At 65.5% G+C, this 21,691-nt stretch carries 22 protein-coding genes; 7 read left to right on the top strand and 15 right to left on the bottom strand.

The window, feature by feature from the left end; all coding sequences use genetic code 11:
- Positions 1-201 precede the first annotated feature (201 nt).
- Positions 202-1,221 carry a branched-chain amino acid aminotransferase gene (locus tag KVG96_RS07980; protein ID WP_217891513.1) on the top strand — a complete coding sequence of 340 codons (1,020 nt, stop codon included), beginning with the start codon at positions 202-204 and terminating at the stop codon, positions 1,219-1,221.
- A gap of 88 nt (positions 1,222-1,309) precedes the next feature.
- On the opposite strand, the gene dmeF is transcribed toward KVG96_RS07980, so the two are convergent.
- Together dmeF and KVG96_RS07970 are read right to left on the bottom strand one after the other, a co-directional pair.
- Positions 1,310-2,233 (bottom strand): CDF family Co(II)/Ni(II) efflux transporter DmeF, encoded by a 924-nt coding sequence (gene dmeF / locus KVG96_RS07975; protein WP_217891512.1) that lies wholly within the window; start codon positions 2,231-2,233, stop codon positions 1,310-1,312.
- An 11-nt stretch (positions 2,234-2,244) separates the two neighbouring features.
- On the bottom strand, positions 2,245-2,520 hold the full coding sequence (locus KVG96_RS07970) for a metal/formaldehyde-sensitive transcriptional repressor (RefSeq protein ID WP_085656575.1): 276 nt from the start codon (positions 2,518-2,520) through the stop codon (positions 2,245-2,247).
- A 626-nt stretch (positions 2,521-3,146) separates the two neighbouring features.
- Between KVG96_RS07970 and KVG96_RS07965 the strand changes: the two genes are divergently transcribed.
- From KVG96_RS07965 to KVG96_RS07955, 3 genes are all read left to right on the top strand, one after another.
- Positions 3,147-3,518 (top strand): DUF6124 family protein, encoded by a 372-nt coding sequence (locus KVG96_RS07965; RefSeq protein ID WP_217891511.1) that lies wholly within the window; start codon positions 3,147-3,149, stop codon positions 3,516-3,518.
- Positions 3,519-3,572: 54 nt separating this feature from the next.
- Complete coding sequence (locus tag KVG96_RS07960) at positions 3,573-3,842, top strand: hypothetical protein (protein WP_217891510.1); 270 nt, start codon at positions 3,573-3,575, stop codon at positions 3,840-3,842.
- Between the two features lie 194 nt (positions 3,843-4,036).
- Positions 4,037-4,372, top strand: a complete 336-nt coding sequence (locus KVG96_RS07955; protein WP_217891509.1) for a hypothetical protein — start codon at positions 4,037-4,039, stop codon at positions 4,370-4,372.
- A 73-nt stretch (positions 4,373-4,445) separates the two neighbouring features.
- Here the strand turns inward: KVG96_RS07955 and KVG96_RS07950 are convergent, their stop codons facing one another.
- Positions 4,446-4,784: an FKBP-type peptidyl-prolyl cis-trans isomerase gene (locus tag KVG96_RS07950; protein ID WP_217892456.1), complete on the bottom strand. Its 339-nt coding sequence runs from the start codon at positions 4,782-4,784 to the stop codon at positions 4,446-4,448.
- A gap of 187 nt (positions 4,785-4,971) precedes the next feature.
- On the opposite strand from KVG96_RS07950, the gene KVG96_RS07945 reads away from it, so the two are divergent.
- Positions 4,972-6,048 (top strand): sensor domain-containing diguanylate cyclase, encoded by a 1,077-nt coding sequence (locus KVG96_RS07945; protein WP_217891508.1) that lies wholly within the window; start codon positions 4,972-4,974, stop codon positions 6,046-6,048.
- 54 nt (positions 6,049-6,102) lie between these two features.
- On the opposite strand, the gene KVG96_RS07940 is transcribed toward KVG96_RS07945, so the two are convergent.
- Positions 6,103-6,411, bottom strand: a complete 309-nt coding sequence (locus tag KVG96_RS07940) for an RcnB family protein (protein WP_217891507.1) — start codon at positions 6,409-6,411, stop codon at positions 6,103-6,105.
- 426 nt (positions 6,412-6,837) lie between these two features.
- Here KVG96_RS07940 and KVG96_RS07935 point away from each other — a divergent pair, with 426 nt between their 5' ends.
- Positions 6,838-8,130: an MFS transporter gene (locus KVG96_RS07935; RefSeq protein WP_217891506.1), complete on the top strand. Its 1,293-nt coding sequence runs from the start codon at positions 6,838-6,840 to the stop codon at positions 8,128-8,130.
- A 10-nt stretch (positions 8,131-8,140) separates the two neighbouring features.
- On the top strand, positions 8,141-8,908 hold the full coding sequence (locus tag KVG96_RS07930; RefSeq protein ID WP_217891505.1) for a substrate-binding domain-containing protein: 768 nt from the start codon (positions 8,141-8,143) through the stop codon (positions 8,906-8,908).
- Here the strand turns inward: KVG96_RS07930 and KVG96_RS07925 are convergent.
- From KVG96_RS07925 to KVG96_RS07875, 11 genes are all read right to left on the bottom strand, one after another.
- Positions 8,898-9,806, bottom strand: coding sequence for a LysR family transcriptional regulator (locus tag KVG96_RS07925; protein ID WP_217891504.1), 909 nt, complete (start codon positions 9,804-9,806; stop codon positions 8,898-8,900). The two genes, KVG96_RS07930 and KVG96_RS07925, sit on opposite strands and share 11 nt — an antisense overlap.
- Before the next feature lie 78 nt (positions 9,807-9,884).
- A complete protein-coding gene (locus KVG96_RS07920; RefSeq protein ID WP_217891503.1) occupies positions 9,885-10,502 on the bottom strand; it encodes a DUF2867 domain-containing protein in 618 nt (205 codons plus the stop codon).
- 93 nt (positions 10,503-10,595) lie between these two features.
- A complete protein-coding gene (locus tag KVG96_RS07915) occupies positions 10,596-11,648 on the bottom strand; it encodes a ketoacyl-ACP synthase III (protein WP_225927226.1) in 1,053 nt (350 codons plus the stop codon).
- Positions 11,649-11,650: 2 nt separating this feature from the next.
- Complete coding sequence (locus tag KVG96_RS07910) at positions 11,651-11,893, bottom strand: acyl carrier protein (protein WP_085579971.1); 243 nt, start codon at positions 11,891-11,893, stop codon at positions 11,651-11,653.
- 35 nt (positions 11,894-11,928) lie between these two features.
- Positions 11,929-13,287 (bottom strand): class I adenylate-forming enzyme family protein, encoded by a 1,359-nt coding sequence (locus tag KVG96_RS07905; RefSeq protein ID WP_217891502.1) that lies wholly within the window; start codon positions 13,285-13,287, stop codon positions 11,929-11,931.
- A 32-nt stretch (positions 13,288-13,319) separates the two neighbouring features.
- Positions 13,320-13,631: a hypothetical protein gene (locus KVG96_RS07900; protein WP_217891501.1), complete on the bottom strand. Its 312-nt coding sequence runs from the start codon at positions 13,629-13,631 to the stop codon at positions 13,320-13,322.
- 40 nt (positions 13,632-13,671) lie between these two features.
- Positions 13,672-14,478 carry an SDR family oxidoreductase gene (locus KVG96_RS07895; RefSeq protein ID WP_217891500.1) on the bottom strand — a complete coding sequence of 269 codons (807 nt, stop codon included), beginning with the start codon at positions 14,476-14,478 and terminating at the stop codon, positions 13,672-13,674.
- Entirely contained in the window at positions 14,478-15,251 is a 774-nt protein-coding gene (locus KVG96_RS07890) for an SDR family NAD(P)-dependent oxidoreductase (RefSeq protein WP_217891499.1), read from the bottom strand. Before KVG96_RS07890 ends, KVG96_RS07895 begins: the two co-directional genes overlap by 1 nt.
- Positions 15,248-16,429 (bottom strand): oxidoreductase, encoded by a 1,182-nt coding sequence (locus KVG96_RS07885; RefSeq protein WP_217891498.1) that lies wholly within the window; start codon positions 16,427-16,429, stop codon positions 15,248-15,250. Before KVG96_RS07885 ends, KVG96_RS07890 begins: the two co-directional genes overlap by 4 nt.
- Positions 16,426-17,511 carry an AfsA-related hotdog domain-containing protein gene (locus KVG96_RS07880; RefSeq protein ID WP_217891497.1) on the bottom strand — a complete coding sequence of 362 codons (1,086 nt, stop codon included), beginning with the start codon at positions 17,509-17,511 and terminating at the stop codon, positions 16,426-16,428. The genes KVG96_RS07885 and KVG96_RS07880 overlap by 4 nt, the downstream gene beginning before the upstream one ends.
- A 72-nt stretch (positions 17,512-17,583) precedes the next feature.
- On the bottom strand, positions 17,584-21,219 hold the full coding sequence (locus KVG96_RS07875) for an indolepyruvate ferredoxin oxidoreductase family protein (protein ID WP_225927225.1): 3,636 nt from the start codon (positions 21,217-21,219) through the stop codon (positions 17,584-17,586).
- Positions 21,220-21,691: the final 472 nt, after the last annotated feature.

The following is a 21,691-nucleotide window of genomic DNA, read 5'->3' as shown; positions in this document are numbered from 1 at the left end:
CAGGCTGGCTCCCACAGTTGGATCGCGTACTCCTGTGGGAGCCAGCCTGCTGGCGATTTCCTCAAGGCAATGCGATTTATCTGCCCGTCATCCGATAGTCCGGGCTGCGAAACCGGATCAGAATGAAGTATTGTTGTGCCCATCCAAAAAAACGTCAGAAGCCTTGACCGTTTCGACGGTTGTTCAGTGATAGAGGGTGTCATGGGTAACGAAAGCATCAATTGGGACAAGCTGGGTTTTGACTACATCAAGACCGACAAACGCTATCTGTCGTACTTTCGCAACGGCGAGTGGGACAAAGGCACCCTGACCGAAGACAACGTGCTGCACATCAGCGAAGGCTCCACCGCCCTTCACTATGGCCAGCAGTGCTTCGAAGGCCTGAAGGCCTACCGTTGCAAGGACGGCTCGATCAACCTGTTCCGTCCGGACCAGAACGCCGCCCGCATGCAGCGCAGCTGCGCCCGCCTGCTGATGCCGCACGTGTCCACCGAGCAGTTCATCGAAGCGTGCAAGCAAGTGGTTCGCGCCAACGAGCGCTTCATCCCGCCGTACGGCACCGGCGGCGCGCTGTACCTGCGCCCGTTCGTGATCGGCGTGGGTGACAACATCGGCGTGCGCACCGCGCCGGAGTTCATCTTCTCGGTGTTCGCCATCCCGGTCGGCGCCTACTTCAAGGGCGGCCTGACCCCGCACAACTTCCAGATCTCCACCTTCGACCGCGCCGCCCCGCAAGGCACCGGCGCCGCCAAGGTCGGCGGCAACTACGCGGCCAGCCTGATGCCGGGCTCCCAGGCCAAGAAGGCGCACTTCGCCGACGCCATCTACCTGGATCCGCTGACCCACAAGAAAATCGAAGAAGTCGGTTCGGCCAACTTCTTCGGGATCACCCACGACAACAAGTTCGTCACCCCGAACTCGCCGTCGGTGCTGCCGGGCATCACCCGCCTGTCGCTGATCGAACTGGCCAAGACCCGCCTGGGCCTGGAAGTGGTCGAAAGCGACGTGTTCATCGACAAGCTGTCGGACTTCAAAGAAGCCGGCGCCTGCGGCACCGCCGCCGTGATCACCCCGATCGGCGGCATCAGCTACCAGGATCACCTGCACGTGTTCCACAGCGAAACCGAAGTCGGCCCGGTCACCCAGAAGCTCTACAAAGAGCTGACCGGCGTGCAGACCGGCGACATCGAAGCCCCGGCAGGCTGGATCGTCAAGGTCTGACCTGACGCCCGGAAACGCAAAAGCCCCTCACCGAGCAATCGGTGAGGGGCTTTTTCATGCCTGAGCGTCAGCCTGTCGGCGTGTCGGGTCAGGCGCTGCGCAGTTCGACGGTCAGGTGCGACAACTCATGCACCGGCGCCAGGCGCTCGCGGATCGCCTCGGCGCTGACGCCGGCGGCGGCCACCACACTGACGATGGCCGCCCGCGCCTGCGGGCCGACCTGCCAGACGTGCAGGTCGCTGATGCGCACATCGTCCGAGGCTTCCAGCAGTTCGCGGATCTCCTCGGCCACCGGCTCGTCGGTGGCGTCGAGCAGCACGGCGGCGCTGTCGCGCATCAGGGTGTACGCCCACTTGGCGATGACCACGGCGCCGACGATGCCCATCACCGGATCCAGCCATACCCAACCCAGGTACCGGCCCGCCAGCAGCGCGGCGATGGCCAGCACCGACGTCAGCGCGTCGGCCAGCACGTGCATGTAGGCCGAGCGCAGGTTGTTGTCGTGATGGTGATGATGATCGTGGCCGTGATCATGGTGATGCCCGTGGTCATGGCCGTGATGCCCCATCAACATGAAGGCGCTGACCAGGTTCACCGCCAGCCCCACCACCGCAATCACCGTGGCTTCGCCGAAGGCCACCGTGGTCGGCTGGAACAGGCGCAAGGCCGATTCGCCGGCGATGCCCAGCGACACCAACCCCAGCACCATGGCCGACGCGAAACCGGCCAGGTCACCGACCTTGCCGGTGCCGAAACTGTAGCGGCGGTTGCTGGCGTTGCGCCGGGCGAACCCGTAGGCCGCCGCCGCGATGCCCAAGGCGCCGGCGTGGGTCGCCATGTGGAAACCGTCGGCCAGCAGCGCCATGGAGCCGGTGACATAGCCGGCGGCGATTTCGCCGATCATCATCACGAAGGTCAGCGCCACCACCCACAGGGTGCGGCGGGCGTTCTCGTCGTGGGAGGCGCCGAGGAACTGATGGTCGTGGGCAAAACGTTGCGCGTTGGGTGTCATGGTGGGTGCGCTCACTTGGAATAGCGACGGATGGCCAGCAGCAACTCTTCCACGCCTTGGGCGCGGGCTTCGTCGCTGAGGTCGGGGTGGGCGACATGCTCACGGGCGTGGGCTTCGATGAACTGCTCCATCAAACCGTTGACCGCCCCACGGATGGCCGCCATCAGGTGCAGGGTCTTGCCGCAGTCGGCCTCGGCCTCCAACGACCGCTCCACCGCCTGCACCTGGCCGGCGATGCGCCGTACCCGGTTGAGCAGCTCGGTCTTGTGTTCGTGCGTGTGCGACATACCTATACCCCCTACCCCTATATTGGGCGCGATGATCGCTGTTCGGACCGGGCATGGCAAGGGGGGGGGGGCGGGGGGAAGGGATGAACGGAGTGCCGCGGGATCCATGTTCCGCTCTCAGCCTGCATTGCCTCTACCGACGCCATTGCCAGCAGGCTGGCTCCCGCAGGGTTCTGCGGTGAACTCAGATTCAGCCTCCACCTAAGATCCTCTGTAGGAGCCAGCCTGCTGGCGATGGCGTCAGCGAGAGCGCCACAGGCGCTGGACGGCCTGAATCCCCGAAAAATCAAGCATCATTTCAGCATCATCCGTCAGGCTACGTTGCCTTGCGCCTTTGCCTACAACTGCGCCAGAATCCGCCGGCTTGTGAGGTTTGGGGGGCGTCGGTAACTTGATTCGCATCACTGAAGGGTCAGTGATCGGGTTTAGTCGCCCGGCGTCTCACGAATTCTAAAGCAGCCATTCAGGCGGGTTTTTCAGTACCTGCGCTCAATGGTGGCTGTGCGCAGGGCGCCTTCGGGCGCGCCGGATTCGTGAGACCTGCCGGTCGACTAACCTGCGTGCAGCCGCCTCCCCCTCGATTAGTCGCGACGGGTGGGGCAGCCTTAATCTTCGAGGTCTCACATATGTTCAAGTACACGCCTAATCCGCCAGAAGCCGAAACAGACGACTCCGATCCAACGTCGCCCTACTCCACCCCCGATTCCCGCAAACTCCACGAAGCCGCCGAGCGCGCCCTCGACCACTACCTCAAACCCGAAGCCCCGAAACGACGAAGATCCCGGCCGATGTTCCTCATCGCCCCGGACATGGACCAGGAATCCCTGCTGGCCCACGCCTGCGAATCCATGGCCTCGGCCAACACCCTGCTCAACGACTTCGCCGCCCTGCTGGAACCGCCCTACCGCAACACCGTGCTGGGCATCGCCCAAGTGGTGATGCTCGGCGAACTGGCCGTCAACCGCGCCCTCGACAACATCGACCCGCCCAACCGCTGAGCAACCCCGTGGCGAGGGCGCGAGCGCCCTCGCCACACACCGGGAGAACCGACCATGCCCCATAAACCAGATGCACACGTCGTCGCGGCCCTGATGTCCATCGGACTCAACGAGCGGGATCACCGCTGGGCCCAAAGAACCTGCCTGGCGCTCTACGAAAGTGAAAGGGAGTGGGTGGTGACGGCCGCCGTGCAGGCACTCGGACAACTGGAAGCGCTGGATCCGGAACAGCTGTTGCCCACGCTCGAACGGCTGAAACGCCGGTTCCCGTCATGGGAAACATCAGCGCTTCACCGGCTGGAAGCAAAGGCGATGGCCGCCTGAAAGACCGCGTCTTCGTTCATCGCGAGCAGGCTCGCTCCCACAGGGAGACCGCATTCCCTTGTGGGAGCGAGCCTGCTCGCGATGACGTCGGAACAGACACTGCTTCAACATGCAATGCCCTGATTTTTCCGAACTTATGCGCTTATCAAAGCCAAGAAAGTAGACAGCAAGGGCAACGTTCAGGGAGTCAAAAAGTGAATTTGACCTATCAAGCCCCCTCCATCAGCCACGATGAAGCCACAAGACTGCTGGCCACCGACGAGGACAGAAACATCATCGCTGGACTGATTTCCATTGGTTTGAATGAACTGGACAGAGTCTGGGCCCAAAACGTCTGCCTGGCCTACCTCACCAGCGAGTCCGAAGCGGTTGCCGCTTCTGCCGTGACCGCTCTAGGCCACCTGGCTCGCCGGCATTGTGAAACAGACCGCGAAACAGTCATTCCAGCCCTGGAAGCCGTTAAGGAGCAATTCCCAACACTGGATGGCATCGTCTCAGATGCACTGGACGATATCGACGCCTACACCTGACCCGATCAAGTAAACATGGCGATGAATCAATGAGTGCACCATCGCCATGGTGCTCTAGCGGATTTGCGTCGCTTCAATCCTCCCGCGTCAACACTTCCAACAACTCAATCTCAAACACCAGGTTCGAGTTCGGCGGGATCTTGCCCATCGTGCGCTCGCCGTACCCCAGGTGCGCCGGCACCAGCAATTTGCGCTTGCCGCCCACTTGCATGCCCATCAGGCCTTGGTCCCAGCCCTTGATCACCCGCCCGGTGCCGATCACGCACTGAAACGGTTTGCCGCGGCTCCAGGACGAGTCGAACTCGGTGCCGTCCTCCAGCCAGCCGGTGTATTGGGTGGTGATCAATGCGCCTTTGACGGCGGCTTTTCCGTCGCCGGTCTGAAGATCGATTATCTGCAGTTCATCATTCATTGCGTTCGCTCTATTGTGCAGCGCCCCCGACGGGCTCAATGGCCGCCGTTTTCCCAGAATTGCCGGTCGTTGGCAACCGTTTGCGCGCTGATGCACGACAGTTGCCGCTGTTTCCGGCACTGGCCGTGCATTAAGATAGCCACCCGCCATCACTCTCGGACCGATACGCCATGACGGCAGCGCTTGCATGACTCAACTCTGGATCAGCCTCGCCATCGGCACCGTCATGCTGGCCGCGATCATCGTCTTGATCCGCCGCGAACGCTCCCTGCGCCGGCAGCTCGCCGAGTACCGCGAACTGCTGACCCGCGCCGCCGAGGGGCCGCACATCCGGCAGGACGGCGATGCCGAGCGTTTCAAGCGCAGCCAGTATTTCGCCCGGATCGGCACCTGGGACTGGGAGGTCGACACGGACCGGCTGTATTGGTCGGACGCGATCTTCGGCATGTTCGGGTTCAAGATCGGTGAAGTGACGCCCTCCTACGCGCTGTTCTGTTCCTGCGTGCACCCGGACGACCGCGCCAAGGTGCGGGCCGGCGAGTTGCGGTGCCTGGAGACCGGCGAAAACCACGACGAGGAGTACCGCGTGGTCTGGCCCGACGGCACCATTCGCTGGCTGCGGGAAACCGGCAACGTGGTGAAGAACGACCACGACACCATGATCAAGATGATGGGCGTGGTGCGCGACATCACCGAGGAAAAGGCCTCGGCCAGTTACCTTCAGCACCTGGCCCACTTCGACCCGCTGACCGGCCTGCCCAACCGCCTGGTGCTCGAGGAACGCCTGTCGCAGGCGCTGGAGCAGGCGCGGCTCACCGCGACCCGGGTGGCCCTGGTGTTCGTGGATCTCAACGGCTTCAAGGCAATCAACGACCGCTACGGCCACGCCGCCGGCGACCGCGTGCTGATCACCACCGCCACCCGCCTCAAGCGCATCCTGCGCGCCAGCGACACCGTCGCGCGGATCGGCGGCGACGAATTCGTGGTCATCCTCCAGGGCCTGGCGCCGGGCCTGAACCTGCCGGACGAAGCCCGCCGCATCTGCCAGAAGATCTTCGTCGAGCTGTCCCCGCCGATCACCATCGGCAACGACCAGCGCCACATCGGCAGCAGCCTCGGCGTCGCCGTATTCCCCGACCATGCGCCGACCATGGTCCGGCTGCTGCACATCGCCGACCTTGCGATGTACGAGGCCAAGCGCAGCGGGAACAATCAGTATCGGCTGGGGGGCGGCCAGGTGCTCAGCGGCACTCGCGTCGAGTGACGCTCAGGGCTGGGGCGTACAACCAGTCTTCCATGGCCCAGTGTTTCCAAGGGTTTAACGCACCACCGGCTGAATCTCCACGATGGTGCCGTTGGTGATCATCACCATCACGTACTTGTCGTCGATCTGTACCCATTGCGCCTGTGGCTCGGGGTCCTTGAGGCCTTTGCGGCGCCAGTCGGTGATCGCTTTTTCGCTGCGTTGGTAGATGTCCGGGGCGCGGTCGTTGACCTTCAAGGCGCGGTTGCCGGTCGGGGATTGCACGCTTGGGCTGCTGGAGGTTTCGGCGGCTTGAAGGGCTGTTCCGGTGGCGGCGAGGCCGGCGGCCAGGGCCAGGGCGACGATCAGGGTGCTGTTGTTCATCGGTGAAGCTCCTTGATTGGAGGATGCCTGAACTCCGACTGTGGAGCGCCGGAATCATTCCTTGGGGATTGCGGATGGCTGGACAGTGTAGTCGCCGGTGAGGCCGTCATCGCTAGCAGGCTAGCTCCCACAGGGGCCGGCGGTGTTCGCGGAAATAGCAGGCCAGCGCAATTCCTGTGGGAGCTGGCTTGCCAGCGATGAGGCCGGCACTGCCGACATCTCTGTTGTCTGGTCCACCGCTATCGCTGGCAAGTCGAATCGTCGCACCGCAGCTCCCACAGGAAAACGCATTGATCCACAAAACACATCAATCCATGCCAACAATGCAATTAACAGATCGATCCCGCTGCGCCACTATCCGCCCCAATAAAAACCGTGCGCCGCCCTCCCGTCGCGCACGTCATAAAAGCGGTGGAGTACTTTGCTATGACAGCCTCAATCCCACACGGCGGCTCGCGGGCCGGCGCCATTTTCCGGGTCACCTCGGGCAACTTCCTCGAACAGTTCGACTTCTTCCTGTTCGGCTTCTACGCCACGCAGATCGCGGCGGTGTTCTTTCCGGCGAGCAGTGAGTTCGCCTCCCTGATGATGACCTTCGCGGTGTTCGGCGCAGGCTTTCTGATGCGTCCGCTGGGGGCCATCGTGCTCGGCGCGTACATCGACGACGTGGGCCGGCGCAAAGGCCTGATCGTCACCCTGTCGATCATGGCCAGCGGCACGATCCTGATCGTGCTGGTGCCCGGCTACGAGACCATCGGCCTGTTCGCCCCGGCGCTGGTGCTGATCGGGCGCCTGCTGCAAGGCTTCTCCGCCGGCGCGGAGCTGGGCGGCGTGTCGGTGTACCTGGCGGAGATCGCCACACCGGGCAACCGCGGCTTCTTCACCGCCTGGCAGTCGGCCAGCCAGCAGGTGGCGATCGTCGTCGCCGCGGCGCTGGGCTATGCGCTGAACCAATGGATGGCGCCGCAAGCAATCGCCGACTGGGGCTGGCGGATTCCGTTCTTCGTCGGCTGCATGATCGTGCCGTTCATCTTCCTGCTGCGGCGCAACCTGGCGGAGACCGAAGAGTTCGCCGCACGCAAGCACCGTCCCGGCATGGGCGAAGTGTTCCGCACCCTGGGCCGCAACTGGACCGTGGTGCTGGGCGGCATGCTGATGGTGGCCCTGACCACCACCGCGTTCTACCTGATCACCGTGTACGCGCCGACCTTCGGCAAGACCGTGCTGCACCTGAGCACCTCCGACGCGCTGCTGGTGACCCTGCTGGTGGGCGTGTCGAACTTCTGCTGGCTGCCGGTCGGCGGCGCGCTGTCGGACCGCATCGGCCGGCGTCCGGTGCTGATCGCCATGGCGCTGCTGGCCCTGGCCACCACCTACCCGGCGCTGTCGTTCCTGGTGCAGGCGCCGAGCTTCAGCCACATGCTGCTGGCGCTGCTGTGGCTGTCGTTCATCTACGGCCTGTACAACGGCGCGATGATCCCGGCGCTCACCGAAATCATGCCGGTGGAAGTGCGGGTGGCGGGCTTCTCGCTGGCCTACAGCCTGGCGACGGCGGTGTTCGGCGGCTTCACCCCGGCGATGTCGACGCTCCTGATCGAGTACACCGGCGACAAGGCCGCGCCCGGTTACTGGATGAGCGTGGGCGCACTGTGTGCGTTGTGCGCGACGCTGTACCTGTACCGCCGTGCCGGCGGCCGTCTGCAACCGGTCGCGGCGTAAGGAGCCTGCCATGAAAAAATTGATCAGCCTCACCGCCCTCGCCCTGTTCGCCGTCAGCGCGTTCGCCCAGGCCGAAGAGCTGCGGGTAATGACCTCCGGCGGCTTCACGGCGGCCTACAAGATCCTCGGCCCGAAGTTCGCCGCCAGCAGCGGCAACACCCTCGACACCGTCCTCGGCCCGTCAATGGGCAAGGCGCCGGAGGCGATCCCCAACCGGCTGGCCCGTGGCGAGCAGGCCGATGCGGTGATCATGGTCGGCTACGCCCTCGACGACCTGATCAGACAAGGCAAGGTCGACCCCGCCTCGCGGGTGGAACTGGCGGACTCGCGGATCGGCCTGGTGGTGCGCGAAGGCGCGCCCAAGCCAGACATCGGCAGCGTCGAAGGCCTGAAGAAAACCCTGCTGGACGCGCACTCGGTGGCCTACTCCGACAGCGCCAGCGGCGTGTACATCGAGCAGCAGTTGTTCAAGAAGCTGGGCATTGAAGATCAATTGAAGCCCAAGGCCAAGATGATCCCGAAAATCCCGGTGGGCTCGGTGGTCGCCAGCGGCGATTACCAGTTGGGCTTCCAGCAGGTCAGCGAACTGCTGCCGGTGCCGGGGGTGAGTTTCGTGGCGAAGATCCCGGAGCAAGTGCAGTCGGTGACCCGCTTCGCCGCCGGCATTCCGGTGGGCGCGCAGCATCCGCAGGAAGCCAAGGCGCTGCTCGCCTACCTCGCCGCACCGGCCGCCCAGGCCGACGTGCAGGCCACCGGGCTGGACTCGGTCAAGCGCTGACCGGCTGGACCTTCATCTCCACCACCAGCCGTTCCAGCTCCAACGCCGCCGGGGTCAGGGTGCGACCCCGGCGTTTGATGAGGCCGACGCTGCGCATCACCTGCGGCTCGGTCAGCGGGATCCGCGTCAGGATCGGATGGTCCGCCGCCGGCATCGCCATCAACGGCACCGCCGCCACCCCCAACCCCGCCTCCACCAGACCGATCATGGTCGTCACGTGCCGCGTTTCGCAGATGCTCGGGCGCTGCGGCACCACGTGGGTCAACGCCTGGTCCAGCAAGAACCGGTTGCCCGAGGTCTTGTCCAGCGAGATGTAGTCCTGGCGGTAGAACTCGTCCCAGGTCACGCTGCTGCGCCCGGCCAGCGGATGGTCGCGGCGGCAGGCCACCACGTAGCTTTCCTGCACCAGCGGTTCGAAATCCACCCCCGCCTCCTGGGTGCCCATGAAGCTCAGGCCGAAATCCGCCTCGCCGTTGACCACTGCGCTGAGCACGTCGTGGGCGCTGGAGTCGAGCACCTTGACCTTGATCCTCGGGAACTGCCGGTGATAGCGGGCCACCACCCGCGGCATGAAGTAGTACGCCGCCGACGGCACGCACGCCACGGTGACATGGCCCAGGCGGGTCGAGGCCACCTCGCTGATGCCCAGCAGCGCCATGTCCAGGTCGTCCAGCAGGCGCTCGACGCTGGGCATGAAGCCGCGCCCGGCCTGGGTCAGGCTGACCTTGCGCGTGGTGCGCTCGAACAGCTTCACGCCGAGGGCGTCTTCGAGCTTTTCGATCCGCCGGCTCAGGGCCGGCTGCGACAGGCGCACGGTGTCGGCGGCCTTGCGGAAACTGCCCTGCTCGACCACGGCGCGAAAGGCTTGCAGGTCGTTGAGGTCGAAGTTGATGGCCATGGCGGGACTCGGGCTGGATTGATTCGCTGAAGCGATGAATGTTAGCAATTGATGCAAATCATTACAGCAGCGGACGCCCTACCGGGCCGCCGACAACTGCCGCTCGATGGCGGCCAGGTTGCGCCGGCGAATCCAGCCGCTGGCCAGGCGGATCACCAGCCAATAAGGCGTGAACAGCAGGCAGGTACGGGTGTTGGGGCAATGCACGAAGGTCTCGGTACGAAGGATGCGCACGCCCTGCCCTTGCTCGATGACCTGGAAGCGCAGCACCAGCCGGGCGATGCGCGGGTCGTCCAGCGCCATGAACGCCTGCGCGTCGGGCACGCGGTTCACGTTCAGGTCCGGGCGCCAGAAGCGCCCCGCCAGGCCCATGGAAATTTCGTCCGCAGCGCGTTGCAGCCGGGTGAACGAATCAAAGCCGAACGGCGCGCTGGCCTGTTGCGTGCGCCGGCGGCCCAGCACCCTCAGCAGTTTCGCCGGCAGCTCGCGCAGCGACAGCAGCGCGTTGACGACGCGGTCCTCGCGCATGTCGAAGGCGCAGACCGCCTCGATGATGCGCTCCGGTGATGCCGGGATCGCGCCCGACTCATGGCATTCGTAGAATTGGAACGCCGGCAGAAACGGCGAAGGCGAAATCCAGGGCGCAACGGCCCGGCTCGGGATGATGCCCAGTGCCGTCCAGAACGTCTGGTTCATGAAAGCTCCCTTGAAGGGTGAACGAGCGGGATCGCAGACGCGACGTGACGGTGCCCCTGAAAACCCGAGGCACCGCCACGTCTCGCAGACAGCTTAGGCTTGCACGCGCGCCGGCGCGTCCGCCTGTTCAGCCTTCTCCGGCACGAAACAAGGCGCCACGGCACGGGTCTGGCGAAGGTCGACCTTCATCGCGCCCCACGACAACCCGGCGCCGAAGCCGCACAGCACGACGTGCTGCGCCTGCGGCGTACCGACGGCGGCATGCCGCGACAGGACGATCGGGATGGACGTGGAGCTGGTGTTGCCGACGCCGTCGATGTCCACCGGCATTTTCTCCGGGGCGACGCCGATCATCCGGCGCAGGTAATTGAGCATGAAGCCGTTCGCCTGGTGCAGCACCAGCAGGTCGAGCGACTCGGGGCTCAGGCCTGTGTCTTCCAGCAGCGCCTTGACGGTCTGCGGCACCCGGGCGAGCGCGAAGTTCATCACCGCCGTGCCGTCCATCTGCAGGCAGCGGATGCTTGCGCAGGCCTGGCTGTCCGCGTCCCGGGTGTAGGCGATGTCGGAGACCAGAGCCTCACGGCCGCTGCCGTCGGTGCCGCAGACGAACTCGAACGAACCGTCGCCCTGCTCCAGCAAGGTGGCGGACGCCGCGTCGCCGAACAGCATTTTCACGTGCCGGTCGCGCTCGTCGAGTATCCGCGTGGTCACGTCGCCCGTGCACAGCAGGATCCTTTTGCAGGCCCCGGCCGAGATCAGCGCCCCCGCTTGCACCAGCGCGCTGACATAGCCGGAACAGCCGGCGGTCACGTTGATGACCAGGCAATGCTGCGGCAGGCCCAGCGCCTGCTGGACGATGTAGCCGACCCCCGGCGCCCAGGAATCCGGCGTCTGGGTCACCACGATCAGGCCGTCGATGTCGTCGGCGGCGCACAGCCCTTGATCGAGCAGGTTGCGGCACGCGGCGATCACCAGATCGGACGTGTGCAGGGTCTGGGTTTCCCTGACCGACTCGATGCCCGTGCTTTTTGCGATGCGGGCGACTTCCTTGGCGCCGAACAGCTCGGCGAAGCCGTCCAGCCCCACGCTGCGTTCGGGCAGCGCGGCCGTGACCGCGCGCACCGCAACCCCGGAAATGGTGTGCATGGTCAGGCCACTCCTTTCACTTTCCCGGCGGCCAGGTCGAAGATGTCCTGCACCGTCACCACGCCTTCGATCTCTTCGCCGGAAATGGTCGTGCCGGTGGTTTCGAACACCAGCGCCACAATCGAGATGCGCGCCATCGAGTCCCAGAAGTCGCTGCTCTCAAGCAGGGTGTCGCCCTTCAGTTCGTCCAGGGGGATGGACAGGATGTCGGCGATGCTTGCGCGCATTTTTTCCATGTCAGCCATGTGTCATTTCCTTATCGTTTGATGGCAATCGGGGCTCACGACCCGCTGAGGACGCCGGGATGGCGCATTTTCTTGAAGCGGCTGGTGATCAGCGGCGTATCGCTGACGGACACCAGCCTGGGCAGTTGTTCGGGCGCCAGCACGCCGCGGATCTTGGCGTACAGCACGGCCTTGAAGTCCTCCAGCGCCTGGGGCGCCAGCAAGGTGAACCGTGCCGCGACAATCTGACCGAGCAATGGGTTGGGCTGGCCGTACACGACCACGTCGGACACGTTGTCGACGCCCATCAGCACGCTTTCGACGTGCGCCGGGAACACCTTCTTGCCGCCGACGTTGATGACGTCCACCGCCCGCCCGGAGACCCGGAAAAACCCTTCGTGCTCATCCGTCAGGTCATGGGTGATCAGGTAGCCGTCGTCCGTCAGGTCGCCGGGGCCGGTCAGGTAGCCGAGCATGTTGGTCGGCCCGCGCACCTGCAGGATCCCATCGACGACCCGCAGGCGGTAGGCCGGATCCTCGATCTTCATCCAGGCGCTGTCGCCGGCCTTGACGTCGCACGGCAGCACGCCGATTTCCGACATGCCGTAGAGCTGGCGCAGCTTCACGTCCGGCAGCAGGTTCGCGATGCGTTGGATGGCGTCGGGGGAGCTCGGCTCGGAACCGAAATAGATGCGTTGCAGGCTGCGGGTGTCCCACTTCTGGAACACGCCGGTGATCGTCGCCAGGTTCAGCAGCGTCGGCGACACGTGCAGCGTCTGCACCTGGAACGCCTCGACGCAGCGGCCCACCTCCTGAGGCGAACGCTCCTTCGGCAGCACCAGGGTGCCGTGGGTCGCCAGCGCCTGCAGCACGGTGACCAGCCCGCCGATGTGGTCGAACAGCAGGAACGCCAGGATGGCGCCGCACCGCTCGGCATTCATGTAACGGTCGAAGAACGGCGCCACGCCGTGCACCACGCCTTTGGCCGGCCCGGTGGAGCCCGACGAAAACACGATGAAGCCGGCCTCGCGGCGCGACAGCAGGCCTTCGACGGTGGCCGGCAGCGCACGCGCTTCATGGGCAGTGAACGCGAAGCCCTGTGAACCGCCGCCCGTCACGGTGAACCGCGCGCCCGACGCTTCGGCCAGGTGCGCCAGCTGTTCGTCGGCCTTGGGCACCGACAGCGCGACCACGTTGTTGCGCAGCCACAGCGCGAACAGCATGCAGACGCTGTCGAAGCTGTAGTTGTCCACCAGCAGGACGCAGGCGTCGCTGATGCCGCGGGACGCGAGCTCTTCGCCACAGGCGTTGATCCGCTCATGCAGTCGGGCGTAGGAGAAACGGCCCTCGTCGCTGACGATGGCCGGCTTGTCCGCGCCGTCTTTCAGGTGATTCAGAAACTCGACAACTTGCATATCCACCTCTCGATAAAAGTGCGGCCGCCGGATCAGCTCGCCTGGGCTTCGAGCGCAGGCGACAGCCGGCCCATGACGTAGGCGGCCAGCGTGCCCAGCGTGGCGAACGGCGTGGCAGTGGGCGGCAGGTCGGAGGTGTCGGCGAGGTGGACCTCGACGCCGAACCGGTTGCGGATCTGCTCTTCGGTGTCGACGATGATCGACACCAGGGTCATGGAGTCGATGGTGCCCTCGATGCCATACAGCGGGCTGTCCTCGCCCCGGGACAGATCGATGGGCTCGGGCAGCAGCAGGTCCTGTTGCCGCACGACGGCTTCAACGAGGGTTTTGACGGTGTTCAGCATTCCAACATTCCTTTATTGGGGGTGCGCGTTCAGGGGTTCGTCAGGCTTGGGGCAACGGCTCCCGGGCTTTCTCGTGATGGGCCAGCACCGTTCGCATGTCGACGAACTCGCCGCTCTTGACCCCATAGTCGCCGGGTGCGGCGATCACGTTGCGGATGTCCTCGGCGCGCTGGGCGGCGGAGACCATGTAACCGGGCACCAACGCCCGTTGCTGCAGGGACAGCAGCTCCGGAAACTGCGCCGTCCGTTCGCTGAAGCTCACCTGCCGGGACAGCCCGGTGTTGACGTTGCACAGGCCCAGCACGGCGAAGAAGATCTCCGGGTTCTCTTGCGCGTAGACACCGCCCAACGCCTTGAGCGCCGCCTTCGACAGGCTGTAGGTCAGCGTGCCTGCGCGAAAGCGAACCCCCGCCATCGACGCCGACAGCACGCAGGTGGCCGGCCGATGGGGCGAAGCCAGAACCAGGTCCAGAATGGCCTTGTTCGCCAGCACGTTGACGTTGAGCACGTGCTGCACGTCCTCCAGCGAAAACGCCTCGGCGCGTGCCGGCACGTTGCCGCTGACCCCGGCGTTGAGAAACAGCACATCCACGCCCTGGCTCAGGATCTCGGCGAACGGCCCCTTGAACAGCTCGCCGATGTCGCCGGTCTTTGAGAGGTCGAACGGCCGGAACCGGAAATTCGGGTGGTTCATGAACCGGTACGGTTCGCGCCGGGCGGTGCCGAAGACGGTGCAGCCGTCCTGCAGGAGCCGCTCCACCAGCGCCTCGCCGATGCCGCTGCTCACGCCAGTGATGAACACCCGTTTGCCCGGCGTCCGGGCCGGGTCGCGCTCTGGCCGGCCCATCAGAATTTCCCGGCCGAGAAACCGCCGTCCACCGGCATCACGGTGCCGGTGACGAACGAGGCCGAGTCGCTGAGCAGCCACAGGATCGCGGCGGAAATCTCGCTGGCGGCGGCGAACCGTTTCATCACCGTCACTTGAAGCTTGTGTTTGGTGGATTCGGGGTTGGCCTCCAGGCGCTCTTGCGAGTTCATGCCGCCCAGGGTCGGGCCGGGGCACACCGCGTTGACGCGCACCGAATGGCGCTCCGGCAGGGATTCCTCGGCGGACTCGATGGCGCACACCTGGGTCAGCATGTTCAGCGCCGCCTTGCTGGTGGAGTAGGCGCTTTGCTTGGCCACGCCGAGCAGGCCGGCGCAGGACGACACGTTGACGATCGCGCCGCCGGCGTGTTTCGAGATCAGGTTGGTCTCGTGCTTGAGCAGCAGCAGCGGGCCCAGCAGGTTGATCTCCAGCACGCGTTTCCAGTCGGCGAAGTCCATCTCGCGGATCGGCGCATGCTTGGAGGTCACGCCGGCGTTGTTCACCGCCAGGTCCAGCCGCCCGTGCCGGTCGTTGATGACGCGGAACAGCTCGGCCACGGAGGCTTCGTCGGTGACGTCGCTCTTGATGAAGGTGCAGTTGTCGCCCAGGCGGCTTTGCGCGGTCAGGCCGTCGTCCTCGTTGCGGCCGGTGATGTAGCAGATGCAGCCGGCTTCGACGAGTTTCTGGCTGACGTCGAAACCGATGCCGCGCGTGCCGCCGACAACCAGGGCGATTTTTCCGGTGAAATTCATTTCAGGCTTTCCTCATAGTGCAATTGCAGTTTTTCCGGCCGCCGGTAATCCGGGTTGACGCAGCAGTACACGCGCTCGGCCATGGGATCCTTTTTGTCGCGAAAGCAAAACGCATCGCCCCGGCAGCGCGTGACCTCGGCGTCGCGGCCGGCCAGTTCCTTGGCGATGAAACGGTTGTCGGCCAGCATGGCACGGCCGAACCCGATGAAATCGGCGTCGCCGCAGCCGATGATTTCATTGGCCTGGGCCACACCGCTGACCGAGCCGGTGAAGCCCATCGGGATGCGCACGAACCCCTTGAGGTAGCGGCAGCCTTCGCGGGACATCGCCAGCGCCTTGTCCTTGTTCTTGAAGAAGAACGGGAAGGTCTCGCTGACGCCGGTGGAACAGGTGATGGCCGCCACCCCGGCGGCCTCCAGGGCGACCACCACATCGCCCAGCAGCACGGCCTGTTGGCCTTCCTCGCCCAGGCCGTCATCGATGCCCAGGCGGACGGTGACCGGCACCCGGTCGCCGGTGGCCCGGCGGATGCCGTCGACGATGGCCAGCAGCAGCCGGGCGCGCTTGAGCGGGCTGCCGCCCCACTCGTCCTCGCGACGGTTGGTGCGGGGCGACAGGAAACTGCTGACCAGATAGCCGTTCGAGGCCTGGATCTGGATCAGCTCGGCGCCGGCCTGCCGGGCATGCAGCGCGGCGGCCGCGAACTGATCGATGCAGCGCAGGATCTGCGTGTGCGTCATCGCCACCGCCCGTGCCTCGGGAAACGCCTTGAGGATGGCGGGGGACGCGATGCCGCTGGGCGTCAGGATCTCGCCCTGCGCCGTCGGCAACGCCTGCGGGCCGTAATGCTGCAGTTGCACGCCCAGCGGGAAGTTGCGCTGGCGGGCCGCCTCGAACAGCGGCCGCAGGGCCTCGGCGTGGGCCGGCGACGTCAGCCGCAGGCCACGGCCGTTGTAGCGCGCCTCGGCGTCCACGCTGGCGTTGCCCAAAAAACCGAAGCCGCTGCCGCCGTCCATCAGCGATTGATAGACCTTGAAGAACTCCGGCCGGGGAAAGCCGTTCCCGTCGCACAGGTCCATGCCCAGCGACGAAAAGTACAGTCGATTCTTCGCGACCGCCTGTGCGCCGAAATGCAGGGCCACGGTGGCGGGCATCGGTTTGCCGGTGGTCACGGTCATTGCCTCAGCGCCCCGAGGGCCGCCTCGTCCAGGTGAACGAAGCCGCGCTTGATCATGTCGCTGAGGACCTGCAGGTCGTTGAAGCCCAGCGTCGGGAATTGCCACGAGGTGTACTTGCCCTCGCCGACGCTGCGCACGGCGCCGGAAAACTCGAACTTGCCCTCGTAGCCGATGTGCAGCGTGACGGCGTCGATGAACCCCACCTCCGGCGTCGTCGTCACGCAGCCGTCCTTGCCCAGGCCCACCAGCAGCACGTCGGCCTTGCGGCCCTCGCTGTCGCTGAGGGTGCAGGTCAGCTTCGACTGGTGGATCGGCGTGAACCAATCGTTGGCGTGGATGAAGATGTTGCGGGTCTTCTCGAACAGCCGCAGGTCGATGACGGTCGCCTTGGTGTCGATCGTGGCGAACAGGGTCTGGCGCTGATAGAAGGCGACCCGGAAGAAGATCTTCTTCGGCGATTCGGCGTCGGTCGGGGTGATGTTGTCGACCACCAGTTCGATGGGGTACATCAGCTCGGCGTAGGCGAAGAAACTCGCGTTCAGCTCGTTGACGCTGACGGTGACGTCGCCCCGCGCATGGCCGGTGTGGTGGTACAGGTGGTGATAGACCGCCTGGCGCGCCGCTTCGATGAACATTGTGCCGGGCACGTGCTCGTGGGACTTGCGGTAGAAGAAGTAGTTGTCGGCGTTGTTGATGAAGCGGAACGAGCTGGAGCGGCGGATCGCCGGGATCGCTTGGCACAGCTGCGCCACGGCCTGCTCAGGGTCGTCGCCCTCCAGGGTGCCCTGCGGGGCGACGATCTGGTAAGGCAGCGCCCTCACCCGTTCCCACTCGTTCTGCGCTTCGCCGCCTTCGGCGAACGCGGCGCCCAGGCGGTTTCGCTTCATAAGCTCGGGCGCCACGCCGAAGGCGGCGTGGCCGTCGGTGCCTGCACCGAAGCGGCGCGAGAGCGGGTTGTGCGCAGCGGCCGCCAGGGTCGCGTCGTCCAGGTGCAGCGGCAGCGCGACTTTCGGCGCGCAGATCAGAACGTCGTCCGCCGAGCCCTTGTGCAGCAGGTCGGGTGCAATGGTGTCGTTGTTCATATCGGTCAACTCATCCTTGAAGAGGTTATGGGCCTGCTCTCTTTCGGCAAGGGGGCCGGCAGCCCCCGGCAATCACGAAGCTTCCATCACATCGCGTTCGGCTTCGTTGCTGGAAGGCGCGGCATGGATCGCGGGCGGCACCCACGACTCGACGCCGGCGGCTTCGCGGTGGATCGGAACCGGGTGCTCGCCCAACAGGATCTGTTCGATGAGCGCCTTCTCGCGCAGGCGCGCAGCGGCGATCGAGCGTTCCTTTACGTGGCCGTAGCCGCGGATCGAATCCGGCAGGTTGGCCCAGGCGATGAAGTGCGCCAGGTTTTCCTGGGTCAGTTCGGGCAGCAGGCGCAACAGCATGGCTTCATAGTCCTGGATCAGGCGGCGCTCCTCGCGCCGCTCGGCGGACCAGCCCAGCGGGTCGAACCGGGTGTGGCGCAGGACGCGGCCCTTGGCCAACACCTTCAGCAACGGCAGCACCCAACCGGAGAATTCGGTCTTCTTCTGTTTGTCGCGCAGCCACGGCAAGGCGAAGTGGAAGGTCAGACGGGTGCGGCCTTCGAAACGGCTGGCCAGGGATTGCAGGAAACGGTCGGTCGTCAGCAGCCGCGCCACCTCGTACTCGTCCTTGTAGGCCATCAGCTTGAACAGGTTGCGGGCGACCGCTTCGGTCAGCGCGCTGCCGTCGCCGGCGCCCGGCGCCGCGCGCACGATGTTCACCACGCGGCGGTAACGGGCGGCGTAGGCCGCGTTCTGGTAGTGCGTCAGGTATTCGCTGTTGCGCTCGATCAACCGCACGAGGCTGTCACGGGGGTTGGGCGCCGCGCTGATGTCGTGCAGCGCGATGGTCCTGGCGCCCTCGGCGGCAGCGCTCGGGTCGAGGTAAGGCGCGACGAACGCGGCGTCCTGCGCCAGCAGCCGGCCCCAGGCAAAGGCCAGGTGGTTGGCGGCGGCACTGCCCGCCAGGTCGATGGCCTTGTTCAGCGCCGCCTGCGACACCGGCACTGTGCCGCGCTGCCAGGCGTAACCGAGCATCAGCATGTTGGCCTGCATCGGATCGACCAGGGTGTCCGCCAGTTGCCCGGCATCCAGGCTGTGGTAGTTGTCCGCGCCCACCTTTTGCTTGAGCAGGTCGACGATCGCCTGGGTCTCGATGCGCAGCTCGGTGCTGCGCAGCATCGCGCCGGTTTGGGTCTGCGCGCTGTTGGCGATCACCACGGTCTTTTCCGGTCGCAGCGTGGCGAGCGCATCGTCCTCGCTGGCCACGACCAGGTCGGCGGCCAGCAGCAGGTCGGCGCCGCCGATGTCGATGCGGTGCTGGTGCAGCGTCTGCGCCTCGTTGGCCAGACGGATGTGGCTCAGCACGGCGCCGCCCTTCTGGGCGAAACCGGTGAAGTCGAGCACGCTGACCGCGCGGCCGTCCAAATGGGCGGCCAGGGCGATGGTGCGCGCCACCGTGACGATCCCGGTGCCGCCGATGCCCACCAGCAGCATTTCGTATGGAGTGTCGAGCGAACGGGACGGCAGCGGCGCCGCCAATGCCGCAGCCCGCGCCAGCACCTGGGCGCTGTCGGCCACCCGGCGCCGCTGCGCGCGGGGCTTGCCGGTCACCGTCACGAAGCTTGGGCAGAAGCCCTTGATGCACGACAGGTCGGTGTTGCAGGAATGCGGGTCGATGCGGCGCTTGGTGCCGAACGGCGTCTGTACCGGCGTCACCGACAGGCAGTTGGACTTGACCTGGCAATCGCCGCAGCCTTCGCACACGGCTTCGTTGATGACGACCTGGGTCTTCACCGCCGGGGCCGGCAGCTGCTTCTGGCGCCGGCGGCCTTCGGTGGCGCAGACCTGGTCGAACACCAGCACGCTGACGCCGCGGGTCTGGCGCAATTGCAGCTGGACATCCTCCAGCCGGTCGCGGTGATACAGCTCGATGCCGTCAGGCAGGCAGTCCTGTTCGCGGTAACGCTCCAGGTCATCGGCCACCACCACGATGCGCTGGGCGCCTTCGGCCTTCACCAGTTCCACGGCCTTCTTCACCGTCAGCTTGCCGTCGATCGGCTGGCCGCCGGTCATGGCGACCGCGTCGTTGTAGAGCAGCTTGTAGGTGATGGTCACGCCGGCGGCGATGGCCTGGCGGATCGCCAGGAAACCGGAATGGAAAAAGGTGCCGTCACCGATGTTCTGAAAGATGTGCGGCGTCTCGACGAAGGGCGCCTGGCCGATCCAGTCCACCCCTTCCCCGCCCATCTGCACGCTGCCGCTGGTGGAGCGCTCAGGCATGCGCGCCGCCATGGCGTGGCAACCGATGCCCAGCCGCGCTTCGCTGCCCTTGGGCACCAGCGTGGAGGTGTTGTGCGGGCAGCCCGAACACAGGTAAGGCGTGCGCCGGATCCAGGCGTGGTCACGCGTCACCGCAGGCATGAGCCAGTAGGTCGGCATCTGCACCGCGATGCCCAGGTCCTGCAGCCGGTGCTGGAGCATCGCCGCGATCCGCGACGGACGCAGCTCTTCGTGATCGCAGACCAGCGGCTGGCCATGTTCGTCGGTCTTGCCGATGATGACCGCGCGCCGGTCGGCCACGGTGTTGTAGTGCTTGTGCTTGAGCTGCTCTTCGACGATGGCCTGCTTCTCTTCGATGATCAGCACTTTGTCGGCCCGCGTCGCCCACTCGTCCAGCACCGGCGACAACGGATAGACCAGGCTGATCTTGAGCAACGCCACGCCGGCGTCTTCCAGCTGTTGCAGGGTGACGCCGCACTGCTGCAGCGCCTGGCGGACATCGCCGTAGGCCTTGCCGACTGCGCCGATGACCAGTTTCGGCCGTTGCGGTGCCGTCACGGCGCTGTCGAGCGGGTTGGCCAGGGCGAAGGCCCGGGCCGCCGCGAACTTGAAGGGCATGCGCCGTTCGATCTGCATGCCGGGCAGGTCCGGCCAGCGCCAGTGCAGGCCGTCCGGCCCCGGATCGACTTCGGGGGTGACGAACTCAGGCAACGGGGACGCGTCGACCGACGTGGTCGCCTCGACCGTCTCGGTGATGGCCTTGAAGCCCACCCACAGGCCGGACGCACGGGACAGCGCCCAGCCCCACAGGCCGCAGCGTTCGTAGTCTTCGAGTCCGTTCGGATGGATCACCGGCAGCCCCCAGGCGATCAGGGTGCGGTCGGACTGGTGGGACAGCGACGACGACACGCAGCCGTGGTCATCGCCGGTGACCACCAGCACGCCGCCCTTGGCCGAGGAGCCATAGGCGTTGCCGTGCTTGATCGCATCGCCGGAGCGGTCGACGCCGGGGCCCTTGCCGTACCACATGCCGAACACGCCGTCGTAGCGTTTGTTCGGGTCGGTCTCGACACGCTGGGTGCCGATCAGCGCGGTGGCCGCCAGGTCTTCGTTGATCGCGGGCAGGAAGCGGATGTCCGATTTCTCCAGCGCACCGCTGGCCTTCATCAGTTCCCGGTCGACGCCGCCCAGCGGCGAGCCGCGGTAGCCGCTCACGAACCCCGCCGTGCGCAGGCCGTTGGCCCGGTCGAGTGCGGCCTGGGTGAACAGCAGCCGCACCAGCATCTGTTGGCCGCTCAGGAAAATGCGTTCGCCGGGGGCCGCATCCTGCGCATACACCGAGCGGCTGTCGTAATGCCGGATACGCAGCGACGATGCCTGGGCGTGAGCGTTTGCCCCGTCCGGCACTGCCCCGTTGGATGCGCCGGCCGGCATCTGATCGGTCTGGGTTCGCTGACGCGCTGATCCAATGGAGTCTGAGTGCACGGGTTCAAGTCCTTATGAAAACTTCACATTAAATGTGCTTGTTTGCTCACCGCAGCAGGAACTTCCGGCCGCGCCATAAAACAACAGAGATGCAACTTCAAATATCAAAGGCGAACGAATGCACGAGCAATCATCAATTGCTCCAGACAACGCGCATGCGCCTGCCTTCGCGGCATTAAGCGAAAAACATTGTTCTATTTTCAGGTTTACGACCGACGTTCTCAGTCGGCCAGACGAACGCCGTCGTTATTCGGGATCGATCAATTCAAAGTTCAAAGTTTCAACTCCTTGTGAAAACTTCATTTGAATGTCTCTGCGAAAGCGCCGGGCACGCAAGGGCCGGCCGCAGACGGGAAGGTGTTTGCCGACGCCGGCCGGCCAGCGGAACGCTGCGGGCGACGGGCATGCGCCGGGCAAGAAG

It is taken from the genome of Pseudomonas ekonensis, from assembly GCF_019145435.1.
In the GTDB taxonomy this organism is placed as follows: domain Bacteria; phylum Pseudomonadota; class Gammaproteobacteria; order Pseudomonadales; family Pseudomonadaceae; genus Aquipseudomonas; species Aquipseudomonas ekonensis.
This window is presented reverse-complemented; position numbering and strand designations above follow the sequence as displayed.